The following is a 23,639-nucleotide window of genomic DNA, read 5'->3' as shown; positions in this document are numbered from 1 at the left end:
CGTGCGGCTCAGGACCCGTCCCACCGCCCCGGCGCTGCAGTGCCGCGCCGCCGGGCACGCCCTGCTCGTCCACCCCAAGGGCCGGCCGGACCCGCAGGCCCTGGAGTTCACGGCCCGGCTGGCACCGGACCCGCAGCACACCCCCGTCGTCCTCGACCTGCCCTGCGACGCGCCGGACACCGCCTGGGACTCGGTAGCCGGGCTGCTCTCCGGCCGACCCGGCAGCCTGCGACTGGTCTTCGGGCGCGCCACCCCGGCCGAGGCCCGCTGGGCGGGCCAGCGGATCGCCGACCGGCTGCACCGGGTCGTCCTGGTCCCCGACGGCCGGCCGGTGCCCACCGCGGGCGGCGGCCTGTTCGTCCCGATCGACCACGGCGCCGGCTGGCTCCAGCTGCGCCCGGGCGCCGACGCCCGGCCGGAGTCCCGCCGCTACCCCCGGCCGATGTGGGAGTTCACCACCCTCGACCGGCCGTGGGCCACCAGCCCGTACGGCGTGGTCGAGTCCGTGCCGTGCGGCGTCTGGCTGCGCAGCGCACGGCCGACCGACCTGCTCGACGGGTGGCGCAGGCTGGTGGAGACCCTGCCCACCGACCCGCACGTGCTGACCGTGGTCCTCGGCAGCCCGGACGGCCCCGCGGTGCCGCTGGCCGACGCGTTCGGGCTGTGGAACACCGTGCTGCCGTCGGTGCGCCGCCAGGTGCGGTTCGTCCCGTACGGGCCGGTCGCGCTGCCCCCGGGGGCCGGCGCGCTCGGCCAGGAGCTGGCGGACGCCTTCCGGGAGCACGTGGTGGTGTGTGCCGGTCTGCCCGTGGTGCCGGCCGGGCACGACGCGCCGCCGGACGTCCGCGGCCTGCTCCCCGACGGCTCGCCCGGCTGGCAGCCCTTCGCCGCGCAGTACCGGTACTCCCCGCGCCTGCACGCACTCTCCCAGACGCGGCCGCCGGAGCTGCTCGGGGTGCGCGCGCCACTGCCCGGCCTTCCGCAAGTTGGCTCCGGAGTCTGGGAGTTGGCCCCCGACACGGTGCTGGAGATCGTGCAGTCCGGTCTCTGGGTCCGTCCGGTACTGGAGCCCTACGGCGGCGACGACGTCCGGCGGCGCCCCGCTCCGCACGGCCACACCGCGCTGCTGTACGACCGCAGCGAGCCGACGACCGCCGAGCGGATGCGCGCCTTCGCGCACGACCTGCTGTGGCAGTTGCCCCCCGACGCCCGCGACGCCTACCGGATCGCGCCCGCCGACGCCCCCGGCCTCGCCGCTCCGGCCGACCCGCCCGGCCTGTGGTCGCTCGGGGAGCCGGTGGCGATGGACGACAACGCGCGCCCGGGCACGGCGGCCAGGACGGCTCCGCGCCGGCCCGCGCACCTGGCGTTCTGGACGACGGCCGACGCCGGGGCGGCCCTCAGCGGGGCGACCGGCGAGCCCGTCCCGTCCGGAGCCCAGGCGCGGGGCATCACCCTCGCCGACCCGCGGGCCCGCCGGCGCAAGGGCGCCCGGCCCGCCGGGGGCACGGTGGACGACCTCGGGGCCGCCGCCGCACCCGCGACCCGGGCTCCGGCCCTGCCACCTGCCGTGGCACCCGCACCGGCCCCGCTGCCGGCCCATCTCGCCCGGACGGAGTCCGGACACCTCGTGGAACCGCTCCGGCCGTCCGGAGCCCTGCTGACCTCCGCCGGGCCGGCCACCGGCGCGCCCGGCGCGGGGACGGTGGCCGTCCCGTCCGCGCCGGCGACGAGCGCACTGCCCGCCGCAGGCAACGTCTCGCCGTCGGGTGTGGGGGGCGGCTCGTCGTTCGGCCCCGCTGCGGCCGGCGGTTGGACGGAACAGGTGCCCCCGGGCGTCCAGGAGCCGGCCGACCCGTTCAACACCCGCGTCGCGCACCGGCCCGACCCCTTCGACACTCTCGTGCTGCGAAGGGCCGACCTCGGTGCCGGTCCGCACCCCGCCGACGGGCGGGCGCCCGGCGCGCCGACGTCGAACGAGCCGATGGCACCCCCGGCGCCGGAGGTCGCGGCGCCCACCGGACCCGGGTCCGGCCCCGGCCCGGTGCTCGGTGACGCGCCGTCGGCGCCCCCGGCCGCGACTCCTGACGCAGCTCCTGACGCACCTTCGCCCGCCCCGCCCGCGCACAACCCCGTCCCGGACCAGGCCCCGCCGGCGCCCGTCCCCACCCCCGCCACCGACCCGGCCACCGCGCCCGTCCCCGGACCGACCCCGCCGGGGCCCACCGGTCCGTCCGAACCGTCCGCAGCATCGGCACCGACCGCACCACCGGCCGCCGCACCGGCCCGACCGGCCGCCCGACCCGCGGGCATCGCCGGGATCCGGCTGGAGTCGGTCGCACTCCCGGCCCCGGCCGCCACCGCGCCGCGCGCCGTCGCGGGCCCGTCCGCACCCCCGGCGCCGGTGGCCGCCCGACCCGCGTCGTCCGCGGTCCGGGTGCAGCCGGCGCCCGGGCCGGGCGCGAGCGCCGTGCCCCAGGAGCGCGGGATGGACCAGGAGCGGGCGTGGGTGTGGCGCACCTTCGCCCGGCAGTTCAACGCGGCCTCCGGCACGGTGTCCCGGGTGCTGTCCGAATCACCCGGTCTGCGCGGCACCACCCGGGCCGAGGAGAGCGACGCCTTCACCGACCTCGCGGCCCTGCGGCTCTACCTCACCGGCGACGGCGCGGCGCTCGACGCCGCCGTCCGCACGGCGACCGTCGGACCGCACGTGCCGCTGGCCCGCTGCGTGGCGGCAGGCCTCCGGCGGCTGCCGTCCCACCGGGGCGCCACCTTGCTGCGCGCCGCGCTGCACCCGTCCGAACGGGCCTGGTACCGCGAGGGCGACGTGCTGACCGAGTGGGCCTTCTGCACCGCGTGGGCCCGCACCGCGGAGCCGGCGACCGACGCGACCGACTTCCTGATCTGGTCGCTGACCGCCCGGCGGACCGCCCTGGTCGCCCCGACCGCCCCGGACCGGGTGGTCTTCCCGCCCGGTACGAGGTTCCGGGTGCTGGGCACCGACGAACAGGACCGACTGCTGCTGCGCGAGCTCTCCTTGTCGGAGGGCTCCGAGGACAGGAAGGCGAACGTGCCGCTCGACGAGATCGCCCTGGACGGCCTGGCCCGGGCCGCCGACGGCCCGGCCCCCGACACCCGTACGCGGACCGGGGACACCGGGCGGAGCGCGCCGCCGCGGGGCTCCGCGCCCGGCCTGCTCCCCCGCACGGCACCGAAGGCGGTGGCCGCATGAGCCAGCGACTGCTGGTCTCCCGGGAGCGACCGGGTGCCTACCCCACCATCGCCGCGGCGCTGGCCGACGCGGCCGAGGGTGCCCTGATCACCGTGGCCGCGGGCCGGTACGAGGAGGCGCTCACCGTCACCAGGCCGGTGACGCTGGCCGCCGAGGACGGCGACGGCCCCGTGGTGCTGCACTCGGCCGCCGGGAGCACCCTGGTGCTGGACGCCGAGGCGGTGCGCCTGTCCGGTCTCGAACTCTCCGGCACCGACGGCGAGGCGCCGGTGCTGGACGTGCGGCGCGGACAGGCCGCGCTGGACGACTGCCGGCTCTCCGGCGAGGCCTGGGCCGCGGTGCTGGCCTGGCACGACGGGGTGCTGGCGCTGCGCGGCTGCCAGGTCACCAACACCCGCGGCGCCGGCATCGTGGTGACCTCCGCCGGTGCGAACCTGGTGGAGCAGTGCGTGGTCACCGATGTCGCCTCGTCCGCGTTCGTGATCGCCGAGCGGGGCGAACTGACCATCCGTGACTGCTCGTTGGTGCGCCCGCGCGGCAACGGGATCTGCGTCAACGGCCACGGCACGGTGGTGGTCGAGGGCGGCCGGATCGACGGCAGCGGAAAGCCCGCCCTCGCCGTCGAGCAGGACGCCAACGCCCGACTGAACGGCCTGGCCATCAGCGGCAGTTCGATCCTGGACGCCTATCTGACCAGCCAGGGCGAGACCGTCCTTACCGACTGCTCGTTCACCGGCTCCCGGGGCACGTCGGTGCACGTGGCCGGCGGGGCCCGACCCGTGCTGCGCGGCTGCGGCATCGGCCCGGCCGCCGGCGGCGGGGTGCGGGTCGCCGAGGGCTCCCTGGCGCGGCTGGAGGGCTGCCGGATCGTCGAGGCGCCGGTCGGGCTGCTGGTGGAGGGCGACTCCGAGGCGGTCTGCGAGAAGACCTCCTTCGCCGGGACGACCACCGCCGCGGTGACCGTGCCGCAGGCGGGCCGGCTGTCCGCCCGCGAGGCGGAGATCGAGATCGACCGCGGCTCCGGAATCGTGCTGGGCGAGGGGGCGAGCGCCGAGCTGGCCGGTGTCCGGGTGCTCGCCACAGGCGGGGAGGCGAGCCTGACCCTGGGCGGCGGTGCCCGCGCCGAGCTGCTCTCCTCGCTGCTGCGCGGCGGGCCCGCACTGGTCGGCGAGGGCGCCGAACTCAACGCCCGGGAGAGCGAGTTCACCGGATCGAGCGGCGACGGCATCCGGGTCTCGGCGGGCGGATCGATCACCGCCGTCGGCTGCCGGGTCACCGGGGCCCGACGCCACGGCGTGCATCTGCAACCGTCCGCTCGCGCCGAGTTGGACAACTGCGCGGTGTGCGACAACGGCGGTGACGGGGTGCGCTCCGCCACCGACGGTCCGGTGCGGATCCACGACTGCGAGATCCGCGGCAACGCCGGCTCGGCGCTCGGCCGGGCCCGGGGTGCCGGGCAGCCGGACGTCGCACGGCTGGACACCGACGGCGGCAGGCCCCCGGCCGGCGGAGCGGCGGACGCTCTGCCGTCCGGTCCGGCCTCCGGCGCGGCGGAGGCCTCCGGCCTGGGCACCGGGCCGCTGGCCGACCTGGACGCCCTGGTCGGGCTGGAGAGCGTCAAGCGCGAGGTCACCGGCCTGATCAACGTCAACAAGCTGGCCCAGCGCCGGCAGGACATGGGCCTGCCGATGCCGCCGATGAGCCGCCACCTGGTCTTCGCGGGCCCTCCGGGCACCGGCAAGACCACCGTGGCCCGGCTGTACGGCGCGGTGCTGGCCGAACTGGGCATCCTCAGCCAGGGCCACATCGTCGAGGTGGCGCGGGCCGACCTGGTCGCTCAGATCATCGGCGGCACCGCCATCAAGACCACCGATGTCGTCAGGAAGGCGCTCGGCGGGGTGCTCTTCATCGACGAGGCCTACACCCTGACCAACCAGTCCCGGGGCACCGGACCGGACTTCGGGCAGGAGGCCGTCGAGACCCTGATGAAGCTGATGGAGGACCACCGCGACGAGATCGTGGTCATCGTCGCCGGGTACTCCGCGCAGATGGAGCAGTTCCTCGCCTCCAACCCCGGTATGGCCTCGCGGTTCTCCCGTACGGTCGAGTTCCCCAACTACAGCTCCGACGAGCTGGTCACCATCGTCCAGGGCCTGTGCGGCAAGCACTACTACGAGCCCGACGAGAACGCGGTGGCGGCGCTGCACCGCTACTTCGAGGACGTGCCGAAGAGCGCCACGTTCGGCAACGGCCGGGTCGCCCGGCAGGTCTTCGAGGAGATGATCAACCGGCAGGCCTCCCGGCTCGCCGCACAACCGCCGGACAGTGACCGGGAGTTGTCCCGGCTGACCGCCTCGGACGTGCTCACCGCGCCGGCCGGGCAGGCCGCGACGACGAGCCCCGAACCGGCACTCCCTGGCGGCGGGGCGGAGGGGCCCGCGCTGCGCCGCCTCGCGGCGATGACCGGCATCGAGGCGGCCCGCACCGCACTGCGCGAGCGACTGCTGCTGCTCGCGCAGGCCCGGCGGACGGGCGCGCCGGACGGCGGGCCGCCGCACCTGCTCGTCCGGGGCGCCCCCGGCAGCGGACGCCGGGCCCTCGCCCGGGAGTACGGTCGCGCTCTTGCCGAACTCGGCCTGCTGGCCACCGCTTCGGTGACCCACCTGCCGCTGTCGACCGTGCCCGCCCGCTGGCCGGAGCAGCCGCGGCTCCGGCTGGCCGCCGCCCTGGCCGAGGCCGCGGGCGGGCTGCTGGTCGTGGAGGCCGACCCGGCGTTCACCCGGCGCGACCCCGGGGAGTGCGATGCGGTCCTCGGCGCCCTGGCCGCCGCCGCCCAGGGCGCCGAGGGCACGGTGCTGGTGCTGTCCGGCAGCGGCCCGTCCCTGGTGGAGACGGTGCGCCGGCACTCCGAGCTGGCCGGGATGTTCGCGCAGTACGTCGAGCTCGCGGACTACACCGCCGAGCAGGCCCTGGACCTGACCACCCGTCATCTCTCGTCCCACGGGATGCGCCTGGACGAGGCGGCGGCGGGCGCGTTGAGCGCCGCCCTCGCCGGGCAGCAGCCCGCGCAGCGCACCGCGTACGCGGCGCACCGGCTGGCCGAGCGGATCGCCGCCACCGCGCGCGACCGCACGGTCACCCTGGACGACCTCACACGTCCTCCGGCGGGCACCGACACCCGACCCGAGGCCGAACAACCCGCGCAGCCGGCACAGGTAGCCGGCGCACACTCCTGAAGGGAAGCGACATGACGCAACTGACCCAGGTCGAACTGCAGGGCATGACCGCCGCCCAGGGCAGCTTCCAGACCGCCCTGGACGAGGCCAGCAACTCCTACGCCAACGTCGAGGGCCAGGTCGAGGCGCTCCAGGCCAGCTGGCGGGGGCAGGCCGCCAGCATCTACAACCAGGCCATGCACGACTGGCTGACGGACTTCCAGAAGCTCAACGGCGCGCTGGCCACCATGCTGGAGACGCTGTCCGCCAACACCCACGTGTACGCCAACACGCACGAGGACACCACGCAGGTGGCCCACCAGGTCGCCCAGCAGATCAGCGCGGGCAACCCCGGCCTGGCCGGCTTCCCGCTCTGACGCCCCACCACCCCACACCCCTGAGGAGTCATCAGCATGAGCACGTACAGCGTCCAGATGGACCAGGTCGAGGTCATCGTCGGTGAGATGAACGCCATCACCCAGCGGATCAACCAGACGCTGGCCGACCTCGACAACCAGGCCAAGATCCACCTGGTCGAGTGGACCAGCGACGCGCAGGCCACCTACGCGCAGGTCAAGACCGTGTGGGACAACGCCGCGCTCGACATGACCCAGAAGGCCGCCACGGCCACCCAGATGCTGGGCACCATCAACGAGTACTACGCCTACGGCGAGCGTGCCGGCGTCCAGCTCTGGTCGTGACGCCGGATGAGTGACAGCCCGGACGACATCAAGTTCCTGAAGCACGGCGCTCCGCCCCCGCGGGGCCACGGAGTCAACTCACACCAGTACGGCGGCGACACCTCGGTCGCGGCCGGTCACGGCAGCTACGACACGTCGAACGCGTTCACCGCGCCGACCGTCCCCGGGGCGTCGGGGAAGTCGGGGCACGGCACCACGGTGAGTACGCCGTCGCTGGACCTGTTCGCCGAGAACATCGCCAGGCTCATCCCGCCGGTGGAGGCGGCGAAGAAGGCGCTCGAGCCGATCGGCGTGCGTCCGGGCAACTTCTACCACGCCGCCAAGATCCAGCTGAAGGTCAACGGCGTGGAGGAGGACGCCGGGCTGAAGGGCCAGTGCCTCCAGGCGCTCACCGACCTCGGGCACGCGCTGGGCGGTCTGCGGGACGGCGTGAAGCAGTTGAGCGGTCAGTACAAGCGCGTCGAGGACGCCAACGAGATGACTGCCAAGGACCTCCACGACGCGATGAACGGGGCCAGCGAGAAGTTCAACACGTTCATCCACGATGCCGGCGGTGATCCCGCCCTGGGCCCCGCCGGCGGCCCGGGAGCGGCCGGTGGCCAAGCCGGCACCGGCACCAGCACTGGCACTGGCACCGGCGGCAGCAACCAGTCCCACGGCAGTAACAGCGGTAACACCGGCAACAGCAAGAACGGCTGATCGGCGCGCGGCCCGTCGCCGTCTCCCGCACCCCGGGAGCGGCGACGGGCGGCGCGGTGAAAAGGACCAGGAGGGGTCATGGGTGGCACGGACACCGGCACGGGCAGCAGCGACAACGACTTCACCACGGGCAGCGGCGGTGCCCTCTTCGGCAATCCCACCGGTGGCAGCTTCCACATCCACGACTACGACGTCTGGGACTGGAAGCACATCGAGGCTGCCATCCTCGGCATGGGCGGCGGCGTCTCCGACGACGCCAACCTGGACCAGGCCAGGTCGGTGGCCGACCCGCAGTCGCTCCAGGACGCGGCGGACGCCTTCTACCACGTGCAGCAGGTCTTCTCGGGTGTCTCGCAGGCCCTCGCCGACCAGAGCGGCGCACTGGCGGGGAAGGACGGTGTCTGGAAGGGCGACGCCGCGGACGCCTTCACCGACATGATCAAGTTGTTCTCCAAGCAGGTGGGCGCGGTGGCCGACGTGATCTCGGGCGGCGAATCGGGCGGCAACTCCGTCCCGCAGCAACTCGCCGACAACGCGGTCAGCCTGGTCAACGCGCAGAACAAGATCGCGGCGATCGACAACTGGTACGCCGAGCAGGCGCACCTCATGGGAGCCGATCCGATGAGCAGCGGCCTGATCCCGGTCAGCCAGAAGCCCGAGGTGGTCGCGATGATGAACCACGACATGCGGGAGGTGTTGAAGAGCCTCGCGAGCGAGTACCAGGTCACCGTCGACACCATCACCTCGCCGGGCCCGGTCAACTCGCCGTTCGGCGGGGGTACCGGACTGAATCTGCCCAACCCCACGGACCAGCCGCCGCTCAACGCCACCGACGGCCTCGGCCTCGGCCCCAACCCCAAGCCGTTCCCGACCAAGGTCGACTCGCTGGGCCCGAACCCCGGCGCCGGGAAGAACGGCCCCGACGGCACGGCCTTCAAGACAGCCGTCACACCCTTCGGCGGCGGCACGGGCACCGAAGGCGCCGGCACCCTCGGCACTCCCGCGCCCTTGCCCACCGACCTCACCTCGGGTGCCGAGCTCGCCGGTGGCGCCTTCCCGGCGGGCACCGACCTGGACGGCCTCGGTGCCGGCCTGGCCGGCCTCGGCGCACTCCGTGCCGGCTCCGCCCGCCTCCCCGGAGGCCTCGACTCCTTTCCCGACAGCACCGGCGTCGGCGGCACCGGCACTCTCGGCGGCCTCTCCCCCCTGCCGAAGTTCGACAGCGGCACCGGCACCGGCACCGGCGGAGCCGCCGCGCCCCTGCCCGGCGCCTTCCCCGGCAGCACCGGCATCGGCGGCACCGGCACCTTGGGCGGCCTCTCCCCCCTGCCCACGTCCGGCAGCGGCACCCTCGGCAGCTCCGCGCCGCTCCCCGGCGCCTTCCCAGGCAGCACAGGCGTCGGCGGCACCGGAAGCCTGGGCATCGGTGACAGCCTCGGCACGGCCGATCCGGGTACCTGGTCGTCGAAGCGCGTCCCCGGCGCGTTCCCCGGAGCTCTCGGCACCAGTGGCACCGGAAGCCTGGGAAGTGGAGTGTCCGGCGGGAAGCCCGTCGCCTTCCCCGGCGACCTCTCCGCCTCCTCCGGGCTGCCCGGCGGGCTCTCCTCGGCACCGTCGGTGGGCGGGCTGCCGGGCATCGGGGAGGCCGGGGCCGCCTTCCCGGGGAGCCTGAGCACGGACGGCCAGGCCGGCATGGGGATGCCCTTCCTGCCGGGCACCGGCGGCGGCGCCCCCACCTCCCAGACCAGCCACGAACCCAGCGACGCCAGCGGCCTCCTCGACCACGACGCCCAACCCTGGACCGGAACCACCGACGTCGGCGACGACATGGACACCCACCTCGGCACCGCCACCGGCGGCGAAGGACTCACCCTCCCCACCGACACCACCACCGCCCACGACACCACCACCCCCGGCAGCGCGGGCATGCCCTTCCTCCCCAACACCGGCAGCGGCGCCCCCACCTCCCAGACCAGCCACGAACCCAGCGACGCCTCCGGCCTCCTCGACCACGACGCCCAACCCTGGACCGGAACCACCGACGTCGGCGACGACATGGACACCCACCTCGGCACCGCCACCGGCGGCGAAGGACTCACCCTCCCCACCGACACCACCACCGCCCACGACACCACCACCCCCGGCAGCGCGGGCATGCCCTTCCTCCCCAACACCGGCAGCGGCGCCCCCACCTCCCAGACCAGCCACGAACCCAGCGACGCCAGCGGCCTGCTGGAGCAGAGCAACGAGCCCTGGGCCGGCGAGGCCGGCGGCGAGATGGCCGAAGCGGGCACCGCCGCAGGCGGCGAGGGCCTCGCGCTGCCCTTCGTCCCCCTCCTGGCCGCTCCCGAGCGGGAACACGCCGAGCAACGGGCAACGGCCGCCGCCGCGCTCTCCGTCGAGGAGGCCGCGACCGTCTGGGCCGAGGGCACCGCCGAGGCCGAGCCTGCGCCCGTGTCCCTGTCCGGGCCCGGTGCCGATACCGACAGCGCGGTCGAGGCCGCGGTACCGGCGGAGGAGGGCCGCGCCTCGGAGCAGGCCTCCGCCGGGATTCCCGTCCCGGCGACCGCCGGTGACGACGGCCCGGAGACCGCCTGGGACGTCGCGGGCGCCGCCTTCGCGCCGCTGCTGTGGGCCGCCTCGGCCGAGGAGGAGGCGGACGTCACGGCCGAGGGCCCCGCCACCGCCGACGAGGGCAGCTGGGGGGTGGCGGCGGCGGAGCCCTCGTTCACCACCTGGCAGCGCAACCGCACCGGAGAGGCCGCCGCCACCCCCGCAGCCGCCGCCCTCGCCGGCGCCGCGCTGTCCTGCTCCACCGACGACATCGCCTCCGAGCCGGAGCCGGAACCCGCCGAGGCTGCGGACGAGGAGACGCCCGTCCGCGGCGCCGCCGACCTGCTCGTCCAGGACCGCGACCTGTGGGGCACCGCGGACGCCGAGGGCCTCGGCGCCATCATCTGACCGGAGCGGAAGAGGACACCATGAGCTCGACGTACGACCAGGAGATCGAGGACCTCCTCGCGCTCTACCAGCGGCAGCGCGCGGGCGCGACGGAGACCCGGCGCAGGATCAAGGAGACCACCGGCACGGCGACCGCGCCCCGACAGTCCGTCAAGGTGACGGTCAGCGCCCAGGGCGACGTCACCCGGATCGAGTTCCCGACCGGCGCCTACCGCCGGCTGACCCCGAAGGAACTCTCGGAGGCCCTGCTGACGACCATCGCCGAGGCCCGCCGCGACGCGCTGGAGCAGGTCGCCCGGTTGGCCGACCTCCAACTGCCGTCGGGCGCGAGCGCCGCCGGCCTGCTCGGGGGCACCGCTGACCCCACGGCGCTGCTGCCCGAGACACCGGGCATGCCGGACGAGGTGCGCGACTACCTCGAGAACGGCCGGAGCACCGGAGGCGACCGTGGCTGACCGCACCTTCTCCGTCGACACCGAGGGGCTGCGCGAGCCGATGCTCCGGATGCGGGAGATCGCCGCGGACTTCCACGGCATCGGCGCGGGTCTCACCGAGCGGCTGGCCGCGATCGGCCCCTGCTGGGGCGACGACGAGTCCGGCCGGCAGTTCTACGAGGTCTACGGCGGCCCGCGCGACCAACTCCTGCTCGGCTTCACGGCCATCGGCAACGTCGTGAACCAGACGGCCGACGGCATCGACACCATGGCCAAGAACTACCGCCGCCAGGAGGACCACAACATCGCGCACGCACAGACCCTCACCGGCAACGGCGAGCACCTCCCCACGATCGGCGGCGCCGGGGGCACCGAGGGCGGCGGGCACCGGGGCAGGCCGGGGAAGCCGTGACCATCCAACTCCCCCCGTGGCTCTCCTGGGTCGCCTCGCTGGCGGCCGGCTCGCACTGGCCCCAGGGCGACGAGGACGCCATGGGCGGCGTGGCGAACGTCTGGGAGGACACCGGACGCCGGCTGGCCGGCCTCACCTCGCGGCTCGGTCCCGCCGGCAGCGCCGTACTGGGCCACATCGGTGGCCAGGTCGCCGACGAGTTCCAGCGGTTCGTCCAGGGCCTGGAGACCAGCACGCCCGAGATCGCCAAGGCCGCAGGGCAGTTGGGCCTGGCCGCGCGCAACACCGGGGTACAGCTCCAGCACGGCAAGCTGATGATCCTCGCGCAACTGACCTGGCTGGCCGGCGAGATCGTCGACCTGTCCTTCTGGGCACCGGAGGCGATCCCGGCCATGGTCACCGCGACGCGGGCGACGGTCGCCATGATCATGCGACGGATGATCATAGCGATCGCCAGCGGCGCGGCGTTCATGGCCGGCATGGACCTGGGGATCCAGGGGCTCCAGAAGCTCATGCACGACCGCTCCGGCTGGGACTGGTCCTCCGTCGCCTCCTCGGCGGGGAGCGGCGCGATCGGCGGGGGCGTCGGCGGGGCGATCGGCCTGGGGGCGGGCGCGCTCGCCAAGGACGCGGCCAACACCGTGATCGGCAAGGGCATCACCGGCGGGATCAGCGGCGTCGCCAGCGGCGTGGTGCTCTCCGGCATCTTCGGTGGACCGTCCGAGCTCGGCCTGGCGGCCGCCGGCGGAGCGATCGGCGGTATGGCGGGCGGCCGCAAGGGCCGCGGCGGCGGCGCCAAGCCCGTGGTGGACCCGATCGACGTCCACGTGCCGTCGGCGCCGCACCTGCCCAAGCCCAACGGTGCCGAGGGGCCGGGCGGATTCGGCACGCCGGAGCCGATCGGCCCGGGCAACGACGGACCGGATGGTGAGCGGGGCGTTCTCCCGAGCGGCCCGCTCCCGGAATCCGCCGGGCCGGCCGAGCCGGCCGCCGTCGACACCGGGCGGGGCGACCGTCCGGTGTCGGGTCCGGTGTCGGGTCCGGCAGCGCAATCCCCATCGGAGACCGCACCGGAGCCGGAAGCCCACCCGGCCGCCTCGTCCGCCCCGCCGTCCGCGTCGTCGATCCCGCCGGCAACGGGCGGCGGCGCCGAGCACCCGGCCGGGCACGAGCCGGAGCCGGGCGGTACGGTCACCGGCGCCACCGCCGCGCTGCCTCCGCCCGGCCGGGGGACGGCCGCGGCTCCCGCAGCCGCGCGGACGCCCTCGGGGTTGCCCGGCTTCGAGACCACCCTCGCCGGGGGCCGGCCCGCCACGGGATCCGCCGGGCACGACGTGCGACCGGTGCCGGACGGGTCGGGCCCGGCCGTGGTCAACGGGCCGCCCGCCCGGCAGACCGCGCAGAACGGGTCCGGGGCCCAGGAGTCCCGCGGTCCGCGTGACACCGGGGTCGGCGTGGCACCCCGCGCGCCAGGGCGCCAGGGCTCCGGCGGCACCGCCCCGGCTGCGCCGGCCCAGCCGCATGCCCCGGTCTCCACGGCCTCCACGGCCTCCGGCGGTGGCTCGCACACCTCCGCGCCCCACGCCGCGACGCCGCCCATCACCACGTCGGGGCGGCCGGTCGCCACGGAATCGCCCACCCCGCCCGTCGTCCAGCATGCCGGGCCCCGGACCTTGCCTGCCGGCTCGACCGGCCAGGCAGCGGTCTCCCACCCCGGCGAGGCACCCGCCCGGACGGCAGCACAGGCCCCGGCCGCCCCCGCCGCCCCGGCTGCCTCCGCCGACCAGGGCATCCGGCACGACCAGCCCACCCAACCCGCCACCGCCGCGGCCCCGCCGCAGACCCGGGACGATGTCCAGAGCCCCGACCGCACCGGCACGCCCACGGGCACCCGGCCCGGAGCGGGTGACGGGTCCCCCACGGTCGGGGCCACTCCCGGCGCCGCCGGGGCGCCGGTACGCGCGCAGGAACCCGCCCAGCCGGCCCCGGCCCGTACCGCCACACCCGAACCCACCGGCCAGCCGGCCGCCCAACCCGCCCGCCCGCAGCCCGCGGAGGCACCGACCGCACCCGCCCGCCCGCAGCCGGCCGAGGCACCGACCGCACCCGCCCGTCCACCGCTGAGCAGCGCCACACCGGCCGCCCCGGCAGCGGGAACCGCGCACAGCACCGCCGGACCGGACGGCGGGACCAGCACGCCGACCGCGGCGCAGCGACCCCCGGCGACCTCAGCGACCACAGCGCCACCCCCGTCGGCCGGCGGGTTGCCGCACCCGGCGCCGGTCGGGTCGGTCGGGTCGGCGCAGGGGTCCGGGTCCGCCCGGGCGACGGCCGAGCCCGAGGGGCCGTCCGGCCGGCCCGCCGGGCCGTCCACCGCACAATCGGCCCCGCCGGCCGCCACGCCGTCCAACCCGCCGTCAAACCCGTCATCCGCCGGGCCGGGAGACCCGGGGCCGCGCGGCCCGCAGCCGACCATGACGGTCGACCGCACCCCGCGTTTCCTGGTCCGGTCCGGCTTCGACCAGCGCCGCTTCACGTTCGAGAACAGGCCGTACACCGACCTGACCGTCCGGGTCGCCTTCCAGGGCGGCAGCCCGAAGGACGTCGCCGAGACGGTCAGCAGTCTCCAGCAGGGCGTCCAGCAACACTTCAACGCCCCGGACCACACGCTCCCCAACGGCGACCACCTGCACGTCACGGTCGAGCCCGTCGGGCCGGAGGGCCACCCGCACCTCACGGTGGACCTGGTCGGCCACGACGGACCGATGGACCAGTACACCTGGCCGGTCGGCGCCGAACCGACCGCGTACAGCCATGAGTTCGCCCACCAGTTGGGCCTCAGGGACGAGTACCAGGACCCGTCGAACCCCCACCGCGCCGACACCCCGGGCAGCCTGCTCGGCGACTTCCGGCAGCCGCCGTCCGCCCCCGGTCTGGTGCAGGGCGGTCTGCGGGACCGCCACCTGCTGCTGCTGGGCGCGCTGACCGGCGGTGACGACCGGCGCATCTACCGCCCGGCCGGCGAGTCGCCCGCCGGTGCCTCCGGTTCCGCTTCGGTGTCGAAACCGCACGCACCCGACGAGGTGGCGCCCAAGACCACGGAAGCCACGCCCCCGCCCGACCAACTGCCGCCCCAGGAGAGCCCGGACCCGACCGCCCAGCCCGCAGCACCCGCCGAGCCCCCGGCCGTCACTCCCGCCGCCACGCCGGCCGCCTCCGGCGCGGCCGCACCCCAGCCCCAGCACGCCGGGACCGGCTCCGGCACCCCGACGCAGCCGTCCACCGACGGGGCCACCGCCCGACGCCCCGTCAGCACCGACCCCGGTTGGCAGCACGCCCGTGCCACCGCGCCCTGGGCCCCGCGCCGGCACACCTGGGTGGACCCGGTCGCCGTCCCCACCCGCACCACGTACCCACCGTCCACCCCCGTCCGGGCGCACACACCCGCCCTCGATGACCCGCACCCGGCGCCGCCGGCGCAGGCCGCCGCCCCTCATGTCACGCCGGCCGACCCGGCGCAGCACCAGCAGCCGCAAGCCACCGCCCACGCGACCACATCCCAGGGCCCCACCGCGCAGCACCAGCACCCCGCCACCCAGACACCCACCGACCAGCCCGCGACACACCAGCCCGCCACCCACGAGCCGACCACTCAGCAGCCCACCGCCCACGAACCCACCACCCCCGCACCCACCCATCAACCCGCCGCCCACCAGCCCGCACCCCCGCCGCCCACACGCCCCGCCCCCACGCCGCCCGTGAAGGTCGACGAGCGGCACACGACCTCCCTCGCCGGGCTGAAGATCACCGATGACCCCGGCCCCGCAGCCGTACGGAACCGGATCGAGGAGGCGCTCGGCACCCATCGCCACGACCGCACGGTGGTCCAGGGCCTCGATTCCCGCCTCACGCCCGGCTCCTTCCGCGAGAACCACCCGCAGATGGTGGCCGGCGGCTGGCGCTTCCCCCTCACCGTCAACGGAGAGCCGCACGAGGTACAGATCGCCGCACACCCGAACACCTGGCAGCCGGCCCAGCACGCGCTCACCAAGGACCAGGCCGAGAAGGACGGCAAGACCGACATCGAGTCGACCGCCAAGTCCAGCTACTCGCCCGAACCGCGCAAGACCCAGGGCTACCAGGCGGAGGCCGGTGCCAACTTCGGGCCCTCCTACATACATCCGGTCAACCCGCACCTGCTCGCGACGGGCTCGGTCTCCGGCGCCCTGGGCGGGGTGAACCACGAGACGGAGACCACCGTCACGTCGACCACCGAGACGTCCCACAAGCTGACGCTGACCGGTCCGACCGCCCCGCACATCGCCCAGTTCGCCTACCACGTCACCGTGGTGGACCCGAACGGACGGCCGCTGGGCGCCGGCGGACAGCCTCCGCTCGTCGGATCGGTGACCGCCGAGATCCCCCACCGATCCACCCCCATCGGGACCGAGCCACAGAGTTGGCGAGGCTGGGAACCGCCGCCGGAAGGCGCCGCCGACGACCACGTCCCACCACCGGCCGCGCACCCCGAGGGGCAGCCGCTCACGGTCACCGGACTCGACGGGGCCCGCGAGGCGGTCTTCGACGCCCTGCCGGACGAACGCAACCCCAACGCCGCCGCGCACCAGACGATCAACGACTTCTTCACGGTCAAGAACGTGGTCGACGAATTCGAGCACGCGGCGAGTTGGGGCCTCACCTCGCCCCCGGTGCGGTTCTCCGACGGCAGTACGGGCAACCTGCACCTCACCCTCGAACCCCACGGCTCCACCGTGCTGGACACCGTCGACCACAAGAGCGAACAGGGCTCGACCACGTCGACCGAGCACAAGGAGACCCAGACGAACAAGTCGTCCCGGAGTCTCGGTGTCACCGGCGGTGCGGTGGGTCAGGTCGCGAAGTCCTCCCGCCCGGGCTCCGACGAGACCACGTGGCTGGGCGGTTCGGTGGGCTACTCGTACAGCAGCAACCACGACCACGAGGACAAGAGCAACCACACGGTCAAGGTGGCGAGCAGTCACGAGCACGCGGGCAAGGCCGACCTGGTGGCCACGGACGTCCACTTCCACATCACCGTGACCAAGCAGCACCTCTCCCCCGGCAAGGACGGACTGTACGACACCAAGAACCAGGAGATCGGCGTCCGGGTCGACCCGGCCCCGGCCCCGGAAGGTGCACACGGCGGCGACCTCGTGATCACCGTCGACCACCCGATCACCGGCCAGGTCCTCCGGGTGGTACCGCACCCGCCGACCACCCACACCCCGGCGACCACCCACACCCCGGCGGACTCCCCGGCCAGCGATCACACCCCCGCCTCGCAGCCCTCCCCAGCCGGCCACTCCTCCGCACCCGACCACGGCACCCCCGCCCCCGCCCACGCCCCCACACCCGCCCCCGCGCACGCGGGCCCGTCCACCGCACCCGACCCGCTCCCCGCACCCACCCGGCCGGCCCCGGCGCCCCGGGCGCCTCGGCCACCGGCGGCACCGGACGCGGCGGGGCTGCGCGACCCGCTGGGCAGCCGGCGCACCTCGTACCTCAAGATGCCCGGCTCCTCGGAGCTGGAGCACCACATCGTCACCGAGCTGCACAGGCAGGCGCCCGGTCTCCTCCCGCCGCCGTCCGGCGCAGCGGGCGGCGGACACCCCCGGGTCACCCCGCAGGCGCTCAAGAACCTCGGCGACCTGCACCAGCAGATCACCCCCTCCGCCTTGGCCCGAGGCGGACCGGAGCTGATCGACGGCTCCTTCCGGATCACCCTGGACTCCTCGCACCTTCCCGGCCGCGACGCGCACACCTTCGAGATCCTGGTGAAGGCCGAGCCCGGACCCGGTGAGCACGTCGGCTCGGAGACGTCGACGACGAAGAACAGCACCAGCCGCACCGTGGGCGGGGACCTGGGAGTCATCGGCGGTGGCAAACACACCCTCTCCGGTGCCGGGAACGTACGCACCTCGGCCAACCCGACCGACACCACCCGGGCCTTCGTCAACGTCGGTGTCGACGGCTCCTACGGCCGGACCCACCAGACCACCACAGCCTCGTCCACCGAGACCAAGCACGAGTTCAGCCTGGAGGGGTCGGCCGAGAGGTTCGGCTACCCGGTCACCTACCACGTGATGATCGGCCGCCAGGACGCCGACCACCCCACCACGGTGCTGAACACCGGCCCGGACTCCCCGCACGCCGACCGGACGGCGACCGTCGAACCGCACGGCGGGCAACTGATCGTGGCACAGCACCCGCCCGCGCCCGCACCCGACACCCCACCACCGCGCAACCCCGCGCTCGTCCGGCTGCCCCAGGCCCACTTCATCGGGGGCGTCGACGGGCCGTCCTTCCGGACGACCGCCGATCAGGCGCTGGGCAGTGCCTTCGGCAAGGGCGGCGTCCACGGCAAGCCGTCCGACGTCCCGGGCCTGCTGGACGTGCTCGGCAGCGCGGACCAGCTGCGCGGCGCCGTCAGCGCCTCGCACAACGGGTGGGCGAACACCGGCGACGAGCACGTGGGCGGGACACTCGACCAGCACACCGCGGGGCTGTCCACCCGCGCCCGGCTCAGCGACTTCCAGTACCAGGAGACCCTGTCCGGCGAGGGCAAGCTGACCATCGAGAGCACCTCGAAGACCTCGACGACCGTCGACGACAAGTGGAGCGGCGGGGTGAAGGGCTCGGCCGGGCCGGACGTCGGGCGGTTCCCCGAGGCGCCGACCGGTGTTTTCGAGTCCAGCTACCAGATCCGGGGCGGGGCCAAGATCAAGGGCGGCTACGGGCCCAGCGGCGGCGACTCGGTCAAGCACGAGATGTCGACCGTCCGCACGCTCGCCACGCCCAAGGGCACCTGGCACGTCTACCAGGCCAAGGCGGACATCACCACCGTCGGGCGGGTCACCGACACCAAGGGCCACACCACGTACGGCGACCCGCAGCGCACCGAGCACACCGTGCACGTCCTGCTCTCCGACTCCGATGTGCGTGCGCTGGCCGACGGTACCGAGCCGCCGCCGGCCGAACCCCGCACCGCGCCGCTGCTCGACCAGGGCGTCAGCGGCGGCGCGTTCGTGCACATCCTCAGCAGTGACGAGATCCTGGCCGAGATCGACCGCCAACTGCACGGTCCGCGGCCGGCGGGCGAGCCACCACTGCGCGCGCTGCCGTTCGCCGACACCTACTCCCCGCACAACCTGAACGCCAGGTCCGACGACGTGATGGGCAAGGGTGTCCTCGCGAGCCACGTGGACGAGAGCCGCGGCAACCGGGTGATCACCCAGGTGCTGGTGCGCGGGGTGTCGCGGGCCGGCTGGCGCGACGACAACGCGCAGTCGGAGAGCGAGATCAGCCGGAAGGTCACCGCGTCCCAGACGGTCACCGGCAGCTCCGGCAAGTCGGGCTCGCTGGGGGCGGACGGCAACCTGCGTATCTCCTACCGCGCACCGGAGGGTGCCGACCACATCAACAGCGCCACCTACAACCCGGCGGCGAGCGTGGAGGGGAGTCTGTCCTCCGGCGCCAAGTCGGGGATCACCACCTCGGTCGACCACAAGACCTCCGGCTTCGGGACCAACCACAAGTTCTCCAACCACGTGCAGTACGAGGTGACGGTCAGCCAGCGCAACAGCAGCGGGCGGTTCATCAACCTTTCCCGCCCGCCCGCTCCGGCCGACACGGTCTGGCGGACGGAGGCCTGGGTGCCCGAGCCGCTGACCCGGCAGCCCGCGGCGGACCACGCTCCGGCCGCCGTCCAGCCACCGCAGGCACACCCGGCGCCCGCACCGCACCCGGCCGGCGGCCCGGCGGGCGCTCCTCAGGGGGGCGGCATCCCGCTCCAGCCGGTCGGCCCGCAGGGGAACAACGTCAACGCCTGGCGCCAGCAACTGGCCAAGGGCCACGACATGGCCGGCTTCGACAATCCAGGGGGGCTGATCGACAACGCCGTCCGCACGCTCACCACGCCGCGCCCATGGGGCGGCGGTGTCCTGGGCCAGGCGGGTTCCGCGCTGTCCACCGGCGCCGGGATGGTCGGCGCGGCCGCGAGCAAGGTGGCCCATTTCGTCACACCGCAGGCGGCGGTCGACCTGGGCCACCGGGTCGTCGAGTCCTTCATCAGCGACCCGCGCCTGCCGGAGGGCAACCCGCTGAAGCAGGAACAGCAGCAGCACCTGCCGATCGACGTGCAGGCGGCGGTCCGTCAGGTGTTCTCCCCGCAGTCCACGCCGGCCGTCTTCCACCAGCTCAACACCCACGGATCCGCGTACCGGACCGTCCCGTTCGGCGCGGACGGCAGTACCCACCTGGTGGTCACGATGGACCCGACCGGCCCGGCCGAGGAGGTCAACACCCGCGACAAGGGAAAGGACGAGCTCGGCAGTAGTGCCGAGGACGCCTCCAGCACCACCGCGACCAACGGCTACACCTGGAGCGTCAACCCCGCGGACTTCTCGGTGCTGACCAAGGACCCGCTGGTCAACATCCCGATCAACGCCGGCAACGTGGCCGGCCAGAACAGCGGCGACCGCACCATCCACGTGACCCGTGCCCCCGGCGTGCCCGGCCGCGACCTTCCGGCGGGTGGCATCCCGCACGGGAAGGATCCGACCGAGGCGGGCAAGGCGGAGATCAAGGGCCCGCAGTCGCTGATGCGGCAGCCGGTCCAGATCACCACGCAGAAGGCCGACCGGAACGGGCCGTACGGCGAGGCCGTGCCGACCGACGGCAACCTGTACTACTGGTCGCAGAAGGACCCGGCAGCCGCACCCGCACCCGCACCCGCACCCGCACCCGCACCCGCCGGCAGCCCGGCCGACGCGCCCGCGGCCACCGCCAGCAGTACGGCACCATCCCCCGCCGCCGGCGCACCGACGGCCGCCCCAGCCCCAACCCCCGCGACCACCGCCGGGGCCCCCGGGCGCTTCCCCCTCTCGATCGACAGCACCGCACCACCCGCCACCGCATCAGCGGCCCCCATCGGCCACCAGCCACCGAGCGACGCCGCGTCCGAGGTGTCGAGCCTGCACGGCTCGGTGCTGTCGGACCTCGCCGGACTCTCGCCGGTGTCCCCGTCCTCCACCACGTCCCAGCACCCGTTCGGCCCCGGAGGCTCCGAAGGCTCCGTCCTGGACGTGCTCACCGCACCTCCCCCACCCCCGCCCGCGACCGTGAGCCCGCCGCCGGCCCGGCCCGCGAGCACCGGCCCGACAGCCTCGCCCACCGGCGGCCGACCTCAGCCGGACGCCGCGGCCCAGGCCACCCCGCCGGACGACAGCCCGGCGGAACAGCCGGCAGGCCCGCCGATCCTGACGAGTTCCGGCGCCATCACCATCGCCCCGCCCCCGCAACTCCCCGTCCCACAACTCCCGGCGCCGCAACCCATCGCACCGACCGCACCCGCCGAAGCCCCCGCTCCTCCCCCGGATCCGACCGACCGCTGACAGCCGGCCCTCGGGCGCCGCCGGGCAGGCCGAACACGATTCGGGCCCCTGCGGCGCCCGTTCGGGCAACCGCCGTCCGCCGACCATTCAGGACGCGCCCCGAACGGGCAGATACCGGTAAGGATTTCGAAATCTCCAGGCGCTCCGGGCGCCGCACCCAGCCGGTATAAATCTGAAACAGGCAACAAAACGGGCCGGCGGAGCCCGAACGGTCAGCAACGGATGAGTAATTGAGGAGGCTCGCGATGCGCGGGGAAGAGCGCAAGCACCGGATCCTCGCCCTGGCACGCCACCAGGGCCGGATCGAGGTCACCCGCGTCGCCGAGGACCTCGGTGTCGCCCAGGAGACCGTCCGCCGTGACCTGCGCGTGCTGGAGGACCGGGGCCTGCTCCACCGCACCCATGGCGGGGCGTACCCGGTCGAGAGCGCGGGGTTCGAAACAGACCTCGCGCGCCGTACCACGCTCAACGTCGACCAGAAGCGCCGGATCGCGGCCACCGCCGCCACCTTGCTGGGCGAGGCGGAGACGGTGTTCATCGACGAGGGCTACACCCCACAGCTCCTGGCGTCACTGCTGCCGACCGACCGGCCGCTGACCGTGGTGACCGCCTCGTTGACCACCGCCGCCGCGGTGGCGGAGTCCGCCAACCTGACGGTGCTGCTCCTCGGCGGCCGGGTCCGCTCCCGCACGCTCGCCACGGTCGGCTCGTGGACCTGCACCATGCTGAACGGCTTCGTCATCGACCTCGCCTTCATCGGCGCGAACGGCATCTCCCGGGAGATGGGGCTGACCACGCCCGATCCGGTGGTGGCCGACGTGAAGGCCAAGGCCCTCCAGGTCTCCCGCCGACGGGTGTTCATGGGCGTGCACACCAAGTTCGGCGCCAGCAGCTTCTGCCGGTTCGCCGAGGTCGGCGACTTCGAGGCGATCGTCGCCGACACGGGCCTGTCCGCCGTCGAGGCCCACCGCTACGCCCGGCTCGGCCCCAAGGTCATCCGGGTCTGACGACCCGCCCCTGCCCCACCGCCCCTTTCCCGCCGTCCGCCTCTCCCCGACTCCCCTCCCCCGCCGCCCCGCCGCAGCGCACAAGTCGGCGGCAGGTCGTTCCTGTACGAACCCGAAAGAGGAGCACCCATGATCCCCAAACGCACCCTCGCGGTCGGCGCCGCCCTGCTCACCCCCCTCGGCCTCGCCTCGTGCAGCGGGGCGGGCGGGACCGGCGGCGCGCACTCGATCAACGTGCTGATGGTGAACAACCCGCAGATGGCCGACCTGCAGAAGCTGACGGCCGACCACTTCACCAAGGCCACCGGCATCACGGTCAACTTCACGGTGCTGCCGGAGAACGACGTCCGCCACAAGATCACACAGGACTTCTCCAGCCAGTCCGGCCAGTACGACGTGGCGACCATCAGCAACTACGAGACGCCGATCTTCACCAAGAACGGGTGGCTGGCGCCGTTGACCCCCCGCGCGAACGCCGACGCGGCCTTCGACCAGAACGACGTCCTGCCCGCCATCCGCACCTCGCTCACGGTGGACGGCCAGATGTACGCCGAACCCTTCTACGGCGAGTCCTCGTTCCTGATGTACCGCAAGGACGTCTTCGCGGCCAGGCAGCTGACCATGCCCGACAAGCCCACCTGGCAGCAGGTCGCCGCCCTGGCCGCCCAGGTGGACGGCGCCGAGCAGGGCCTGAAGGGCATCTGCCTGCGGGGCCAGCCCGGTTGGGGCGAACTCACCGCCCCGCTCACCACCGTGGTGAACACCATGGGCGGCACCTGGTTCGACAAGGACTGGCACGCCCAACTGACCAGCCCCGCCTTCAAGCAGGCGACCTCCTTCTACGTCGACCTGGTCCGCGACCACGGCGAGGCCGGCGCGCCCGAGGCCGGCTTCACCGAGTGCCTCAACAACATGGAGCAGGGCAGGACCGCCATGTGGTACGACGCCACCTCCGCCGCCGGCGCCCTGGAGTCGTCCGGCTCACCCGTCGCAGGAAGGATCGGCTACGTACCGGCCCCGGTCGAGCAGACCACCGGCTCGGGCTGGCTCTTCACCTGGGCCTGGGGGCTGCAGAAGGCCAGCCACCACCAGGACGACGCCTGGAAGTTCATCTCCTGGGCCTCCAGCAAGGAGTACGAGCAGCTGGTCGGGTCCCAGCTGGGCTGGTCCCGCGTACCGGCGGGCAAGCGGACCTCCACCTACGCCACCCCGCAGTACCTGGCGTCGGCCTCGGCCTTCGCCAAGCCCACCCTCGACGCCCTGCAGTCCGCCGACCCGGCCAACCCCGGCGTCCAGCCCCGTCCGGCCCCCGGCATCCAGTTCGTCGGCATCCCCGAGTTCGAGGACCTGGGCACCCAGGTGTCCCAGCAGATCAGCTCCGCCATCGCGGGCCGGATCACCGTCGAACAGGCGCTGAGCGCCGGCCAGGCCCTCGCCGAGAAGACCGCCGCCGCGCACGCCGAGTAGCGGCCACCAAGCCCGCCGTCCGGCGGCCCCCGGCTGTTGTCCAACCGTCCCGGCCGAGGGCCGCCCGCACCCCAGGAACC

11 protein-coding genes are annotated in these 23,639 nt (G+C 74.5%); all 11 read left to right on the top strand.

From position 1 onward, the window contains the following. Window position 1 precedes the first annotated feature (1 nt). The 11 genes from OG871_RS36770 (at window position 2) to OG871_RS36720 (ending at window position 23,559) form a co-directional block, all read left to right on the top strand. A complete protein-coding gene (locus tag OG871_RS36770) occupies window positions 2-3,232 on the top strand; it encodes a hypothetical protein (RefSeq protein WP_371502792.1) in 3,231 nt (1,076 codons plus the stop codon). Then, window positions 3,229-6,468, top strand: coding sequence for a right-handed parallel beta-helix repeat-containing protein (locus OG871_RS36765; RefSeq protein WP_371502790.1), 3,240 nt, complete (start codon window positions 3,229-3,231; stop codon window positions 6,466-6,468). The genes OG871_RS36770 and OG871_RS36765 overlap by 4 nt, the downstream gene beginning before the upstream one ends. A gap of 11 nt (window positions 6,469-6,479) precedes the next feature. Next, complete coding sequence (locus OG871_RS36760; protein WP_371502788.1) at window positions 6,480-6,824, top strand: WXG100 family type VII secretion target; 345 nt, start codon at window positions 6,480-6,482, stop codon at window positions 6,822-6,824. A 36-nt stretch (window positions 6,825-6,860) separates the two neighbouring features. Beyond that, the gene (locus tag OG871_RS36755; protein WP_371502786.1) at window positions 6,861-7,148 is read left to right on the top strand and encodes a WXG100 family type VII secretion target; all 288 of its coding nucleotides are present in this window, start codon (window positions 6,861-6,863) and stop codon (window positions 7,146-7,148) included. A 6-nt stretch (window positions 7,149-7,154) separates the two neighbouring features. After that, window positions 7,155-7,847 (top strand): hypothetical protein, encoded by a 693-nt coding sequence (locus OG871_RS36750; RefSeq protein WP_371502785.1) that lies wholly within the window; start codon window positions 7,155-7,157, stop codon window positions 7,845-7,847. A 78-nt stretch (window positions 7,848-7,925) separates the two neighbouring features. After that, a complete protein-coding gene (locus OG871_RS36745; RefSeq protein WP_371502784.1) occupies window positions 7,926-10,808 on the top strand; it encodes a hypothetical protein in 2,883 nt (960 codons plus the stop codon). A gap of 20 nt (window positions 10,809-10,828) precedes the next feature. After that, window positions 10,829-11,263 carry a YbaB/EbfC family nucleoid-associated protein gene (locus OG871_RS36740; protein WP_371502782.1) on the top strand — a complete coding sequence of 145 codons (435 nt, stop codon included), beginning with the start codon at window positions 10,829-10,831 and terminating at the stop codon, window positions 11,261-11,263. Continuing rightward, a complete protein-coding gene (locus OG871_RS36735; protein ID WP_371502781.1) occupies window positions 11,256-11,654 on the top strand; it encodes a WXG100 family type VII secretion target in 399 nt (132 codons plus the stop codon). The genes OG871_RS36740 and OG871_RS36735 overlap by 8 nt, the downstream gene beginning before the upstream one ends. Beyond that, the gene (locus tag OG871_RS36730; protein ID WP_371502780.1) at window positions 11,651-21,085 is read left to right on the top strand and encodes a hypothetical protein; all 9,435 of its coding nucleotides are present in this window, start codon (window positions 11,651-11,653) and stop codon (window positions 21,083-21,085) included. Before OG871_RS36735 ends, OG871_RS36730 begins: the two co-directional genes overlap by 4 nt. Window positions 21,086-21,330: 245 nt before the next feature. Then, a complete protein-coding gene (locus OG871_RS36725) occupies window positions 21,331-22,092 on the top strand; it encodes a DeoR/GlpR family DNA-binding transcription regulator (RefSeq protein WP_371502778.1) in 762 nt (253 codons plus the stop codon). A gap of 129 nt (window positions 22,093-22,221) precedes the next feature. Further along, on the top strand, window positions 22,222-23,559 hold the full coding sequence (locus tag OG871_RS36720; protein ID WP_371502777.1) for a sugar ABC transporter substrate-binding protein: 1,338 nt from the start codon (window positions 22,222-22,224) through the stop codon (window positions 23,557-23,559). The last annotated feature ends 80 nt before the right edge of the window (window positions 23,560-23,639 follow it).

Source organism: Kitasatospora sp. NBC_00374 (assembly GCF_041434935.1).
Taxonomy (GTDB): domain Bacteria; phylum Actinomycetota; class Actinomycetes; order Streptomycetales; family Streptomycetaceae; genus Kitasatospora.
This window is presented reverse-complemented; position numbering and strand designations above follow the sequence as displayed.

What these genes read in the sequence shown, in the direction of transcription:
- OG871_RS36750 (WP_371502785.1), top strand. Translation starts at nt 7,155, where the DNA reads ATGAGTGACAGCCCGGACGACATCAAGTTCCTGAAGCACGGCGCTCCG.
- OG871_RS36720 (WP_371502777.1), top strand. Translation starts at nt 22,222, where the DNA reads ATGATCCCCAAACGCACCCTCGCGGTCGGCGCCGCCCTGCTCACCCCC.
- OG871_RS36725 (WP_371502778.1), top strand. Translation starts at nt 21,331, where the DNA reads ATGCGCGGGGAAGAGCGCAAGCACCGGATCCTCGCCCTGGCACGCCAC.
- OG871_RS36755 (WP_371502786.1), top strand. Translation starts at nt 6,861, where the DNA reads ATGAGCACGTACAGCGTCCAGATGGACCAGGTCGAGGTCATCGTCGGT.
- OG871_RS36740 (WP_371502782.1), top strand. Translation starts at nt 10,829, where the DNA reads ATGAGCTCGACGTACGACCAGGAGATCGAGGACCTCCTCGCGCTCTAC.
- OG871_RS36745 (WP_371502784.1), top strand. Translation starts at nt 7,926, where the DNA reads ATGGGTGGCACGGACACCGGCACGGGCAGCAGCGACAACGACTTCACC.
- OG871_RS36765 (WP_371502790.1), top strand. Translation starts at nt 3,229, where the DNA reads ATGAGCCAGCGACTGCTGGTCTCCCGGGAGCGACCGGGTGCCTACCCC.
- OG871_RS36760 (WP_371502788.1), top strand. Translation starts at nt 6,480, where the DNA reads ATGACGCAACTGACCCAGGTCGAACTGCAGGGCATGACCGCCGCCCAG.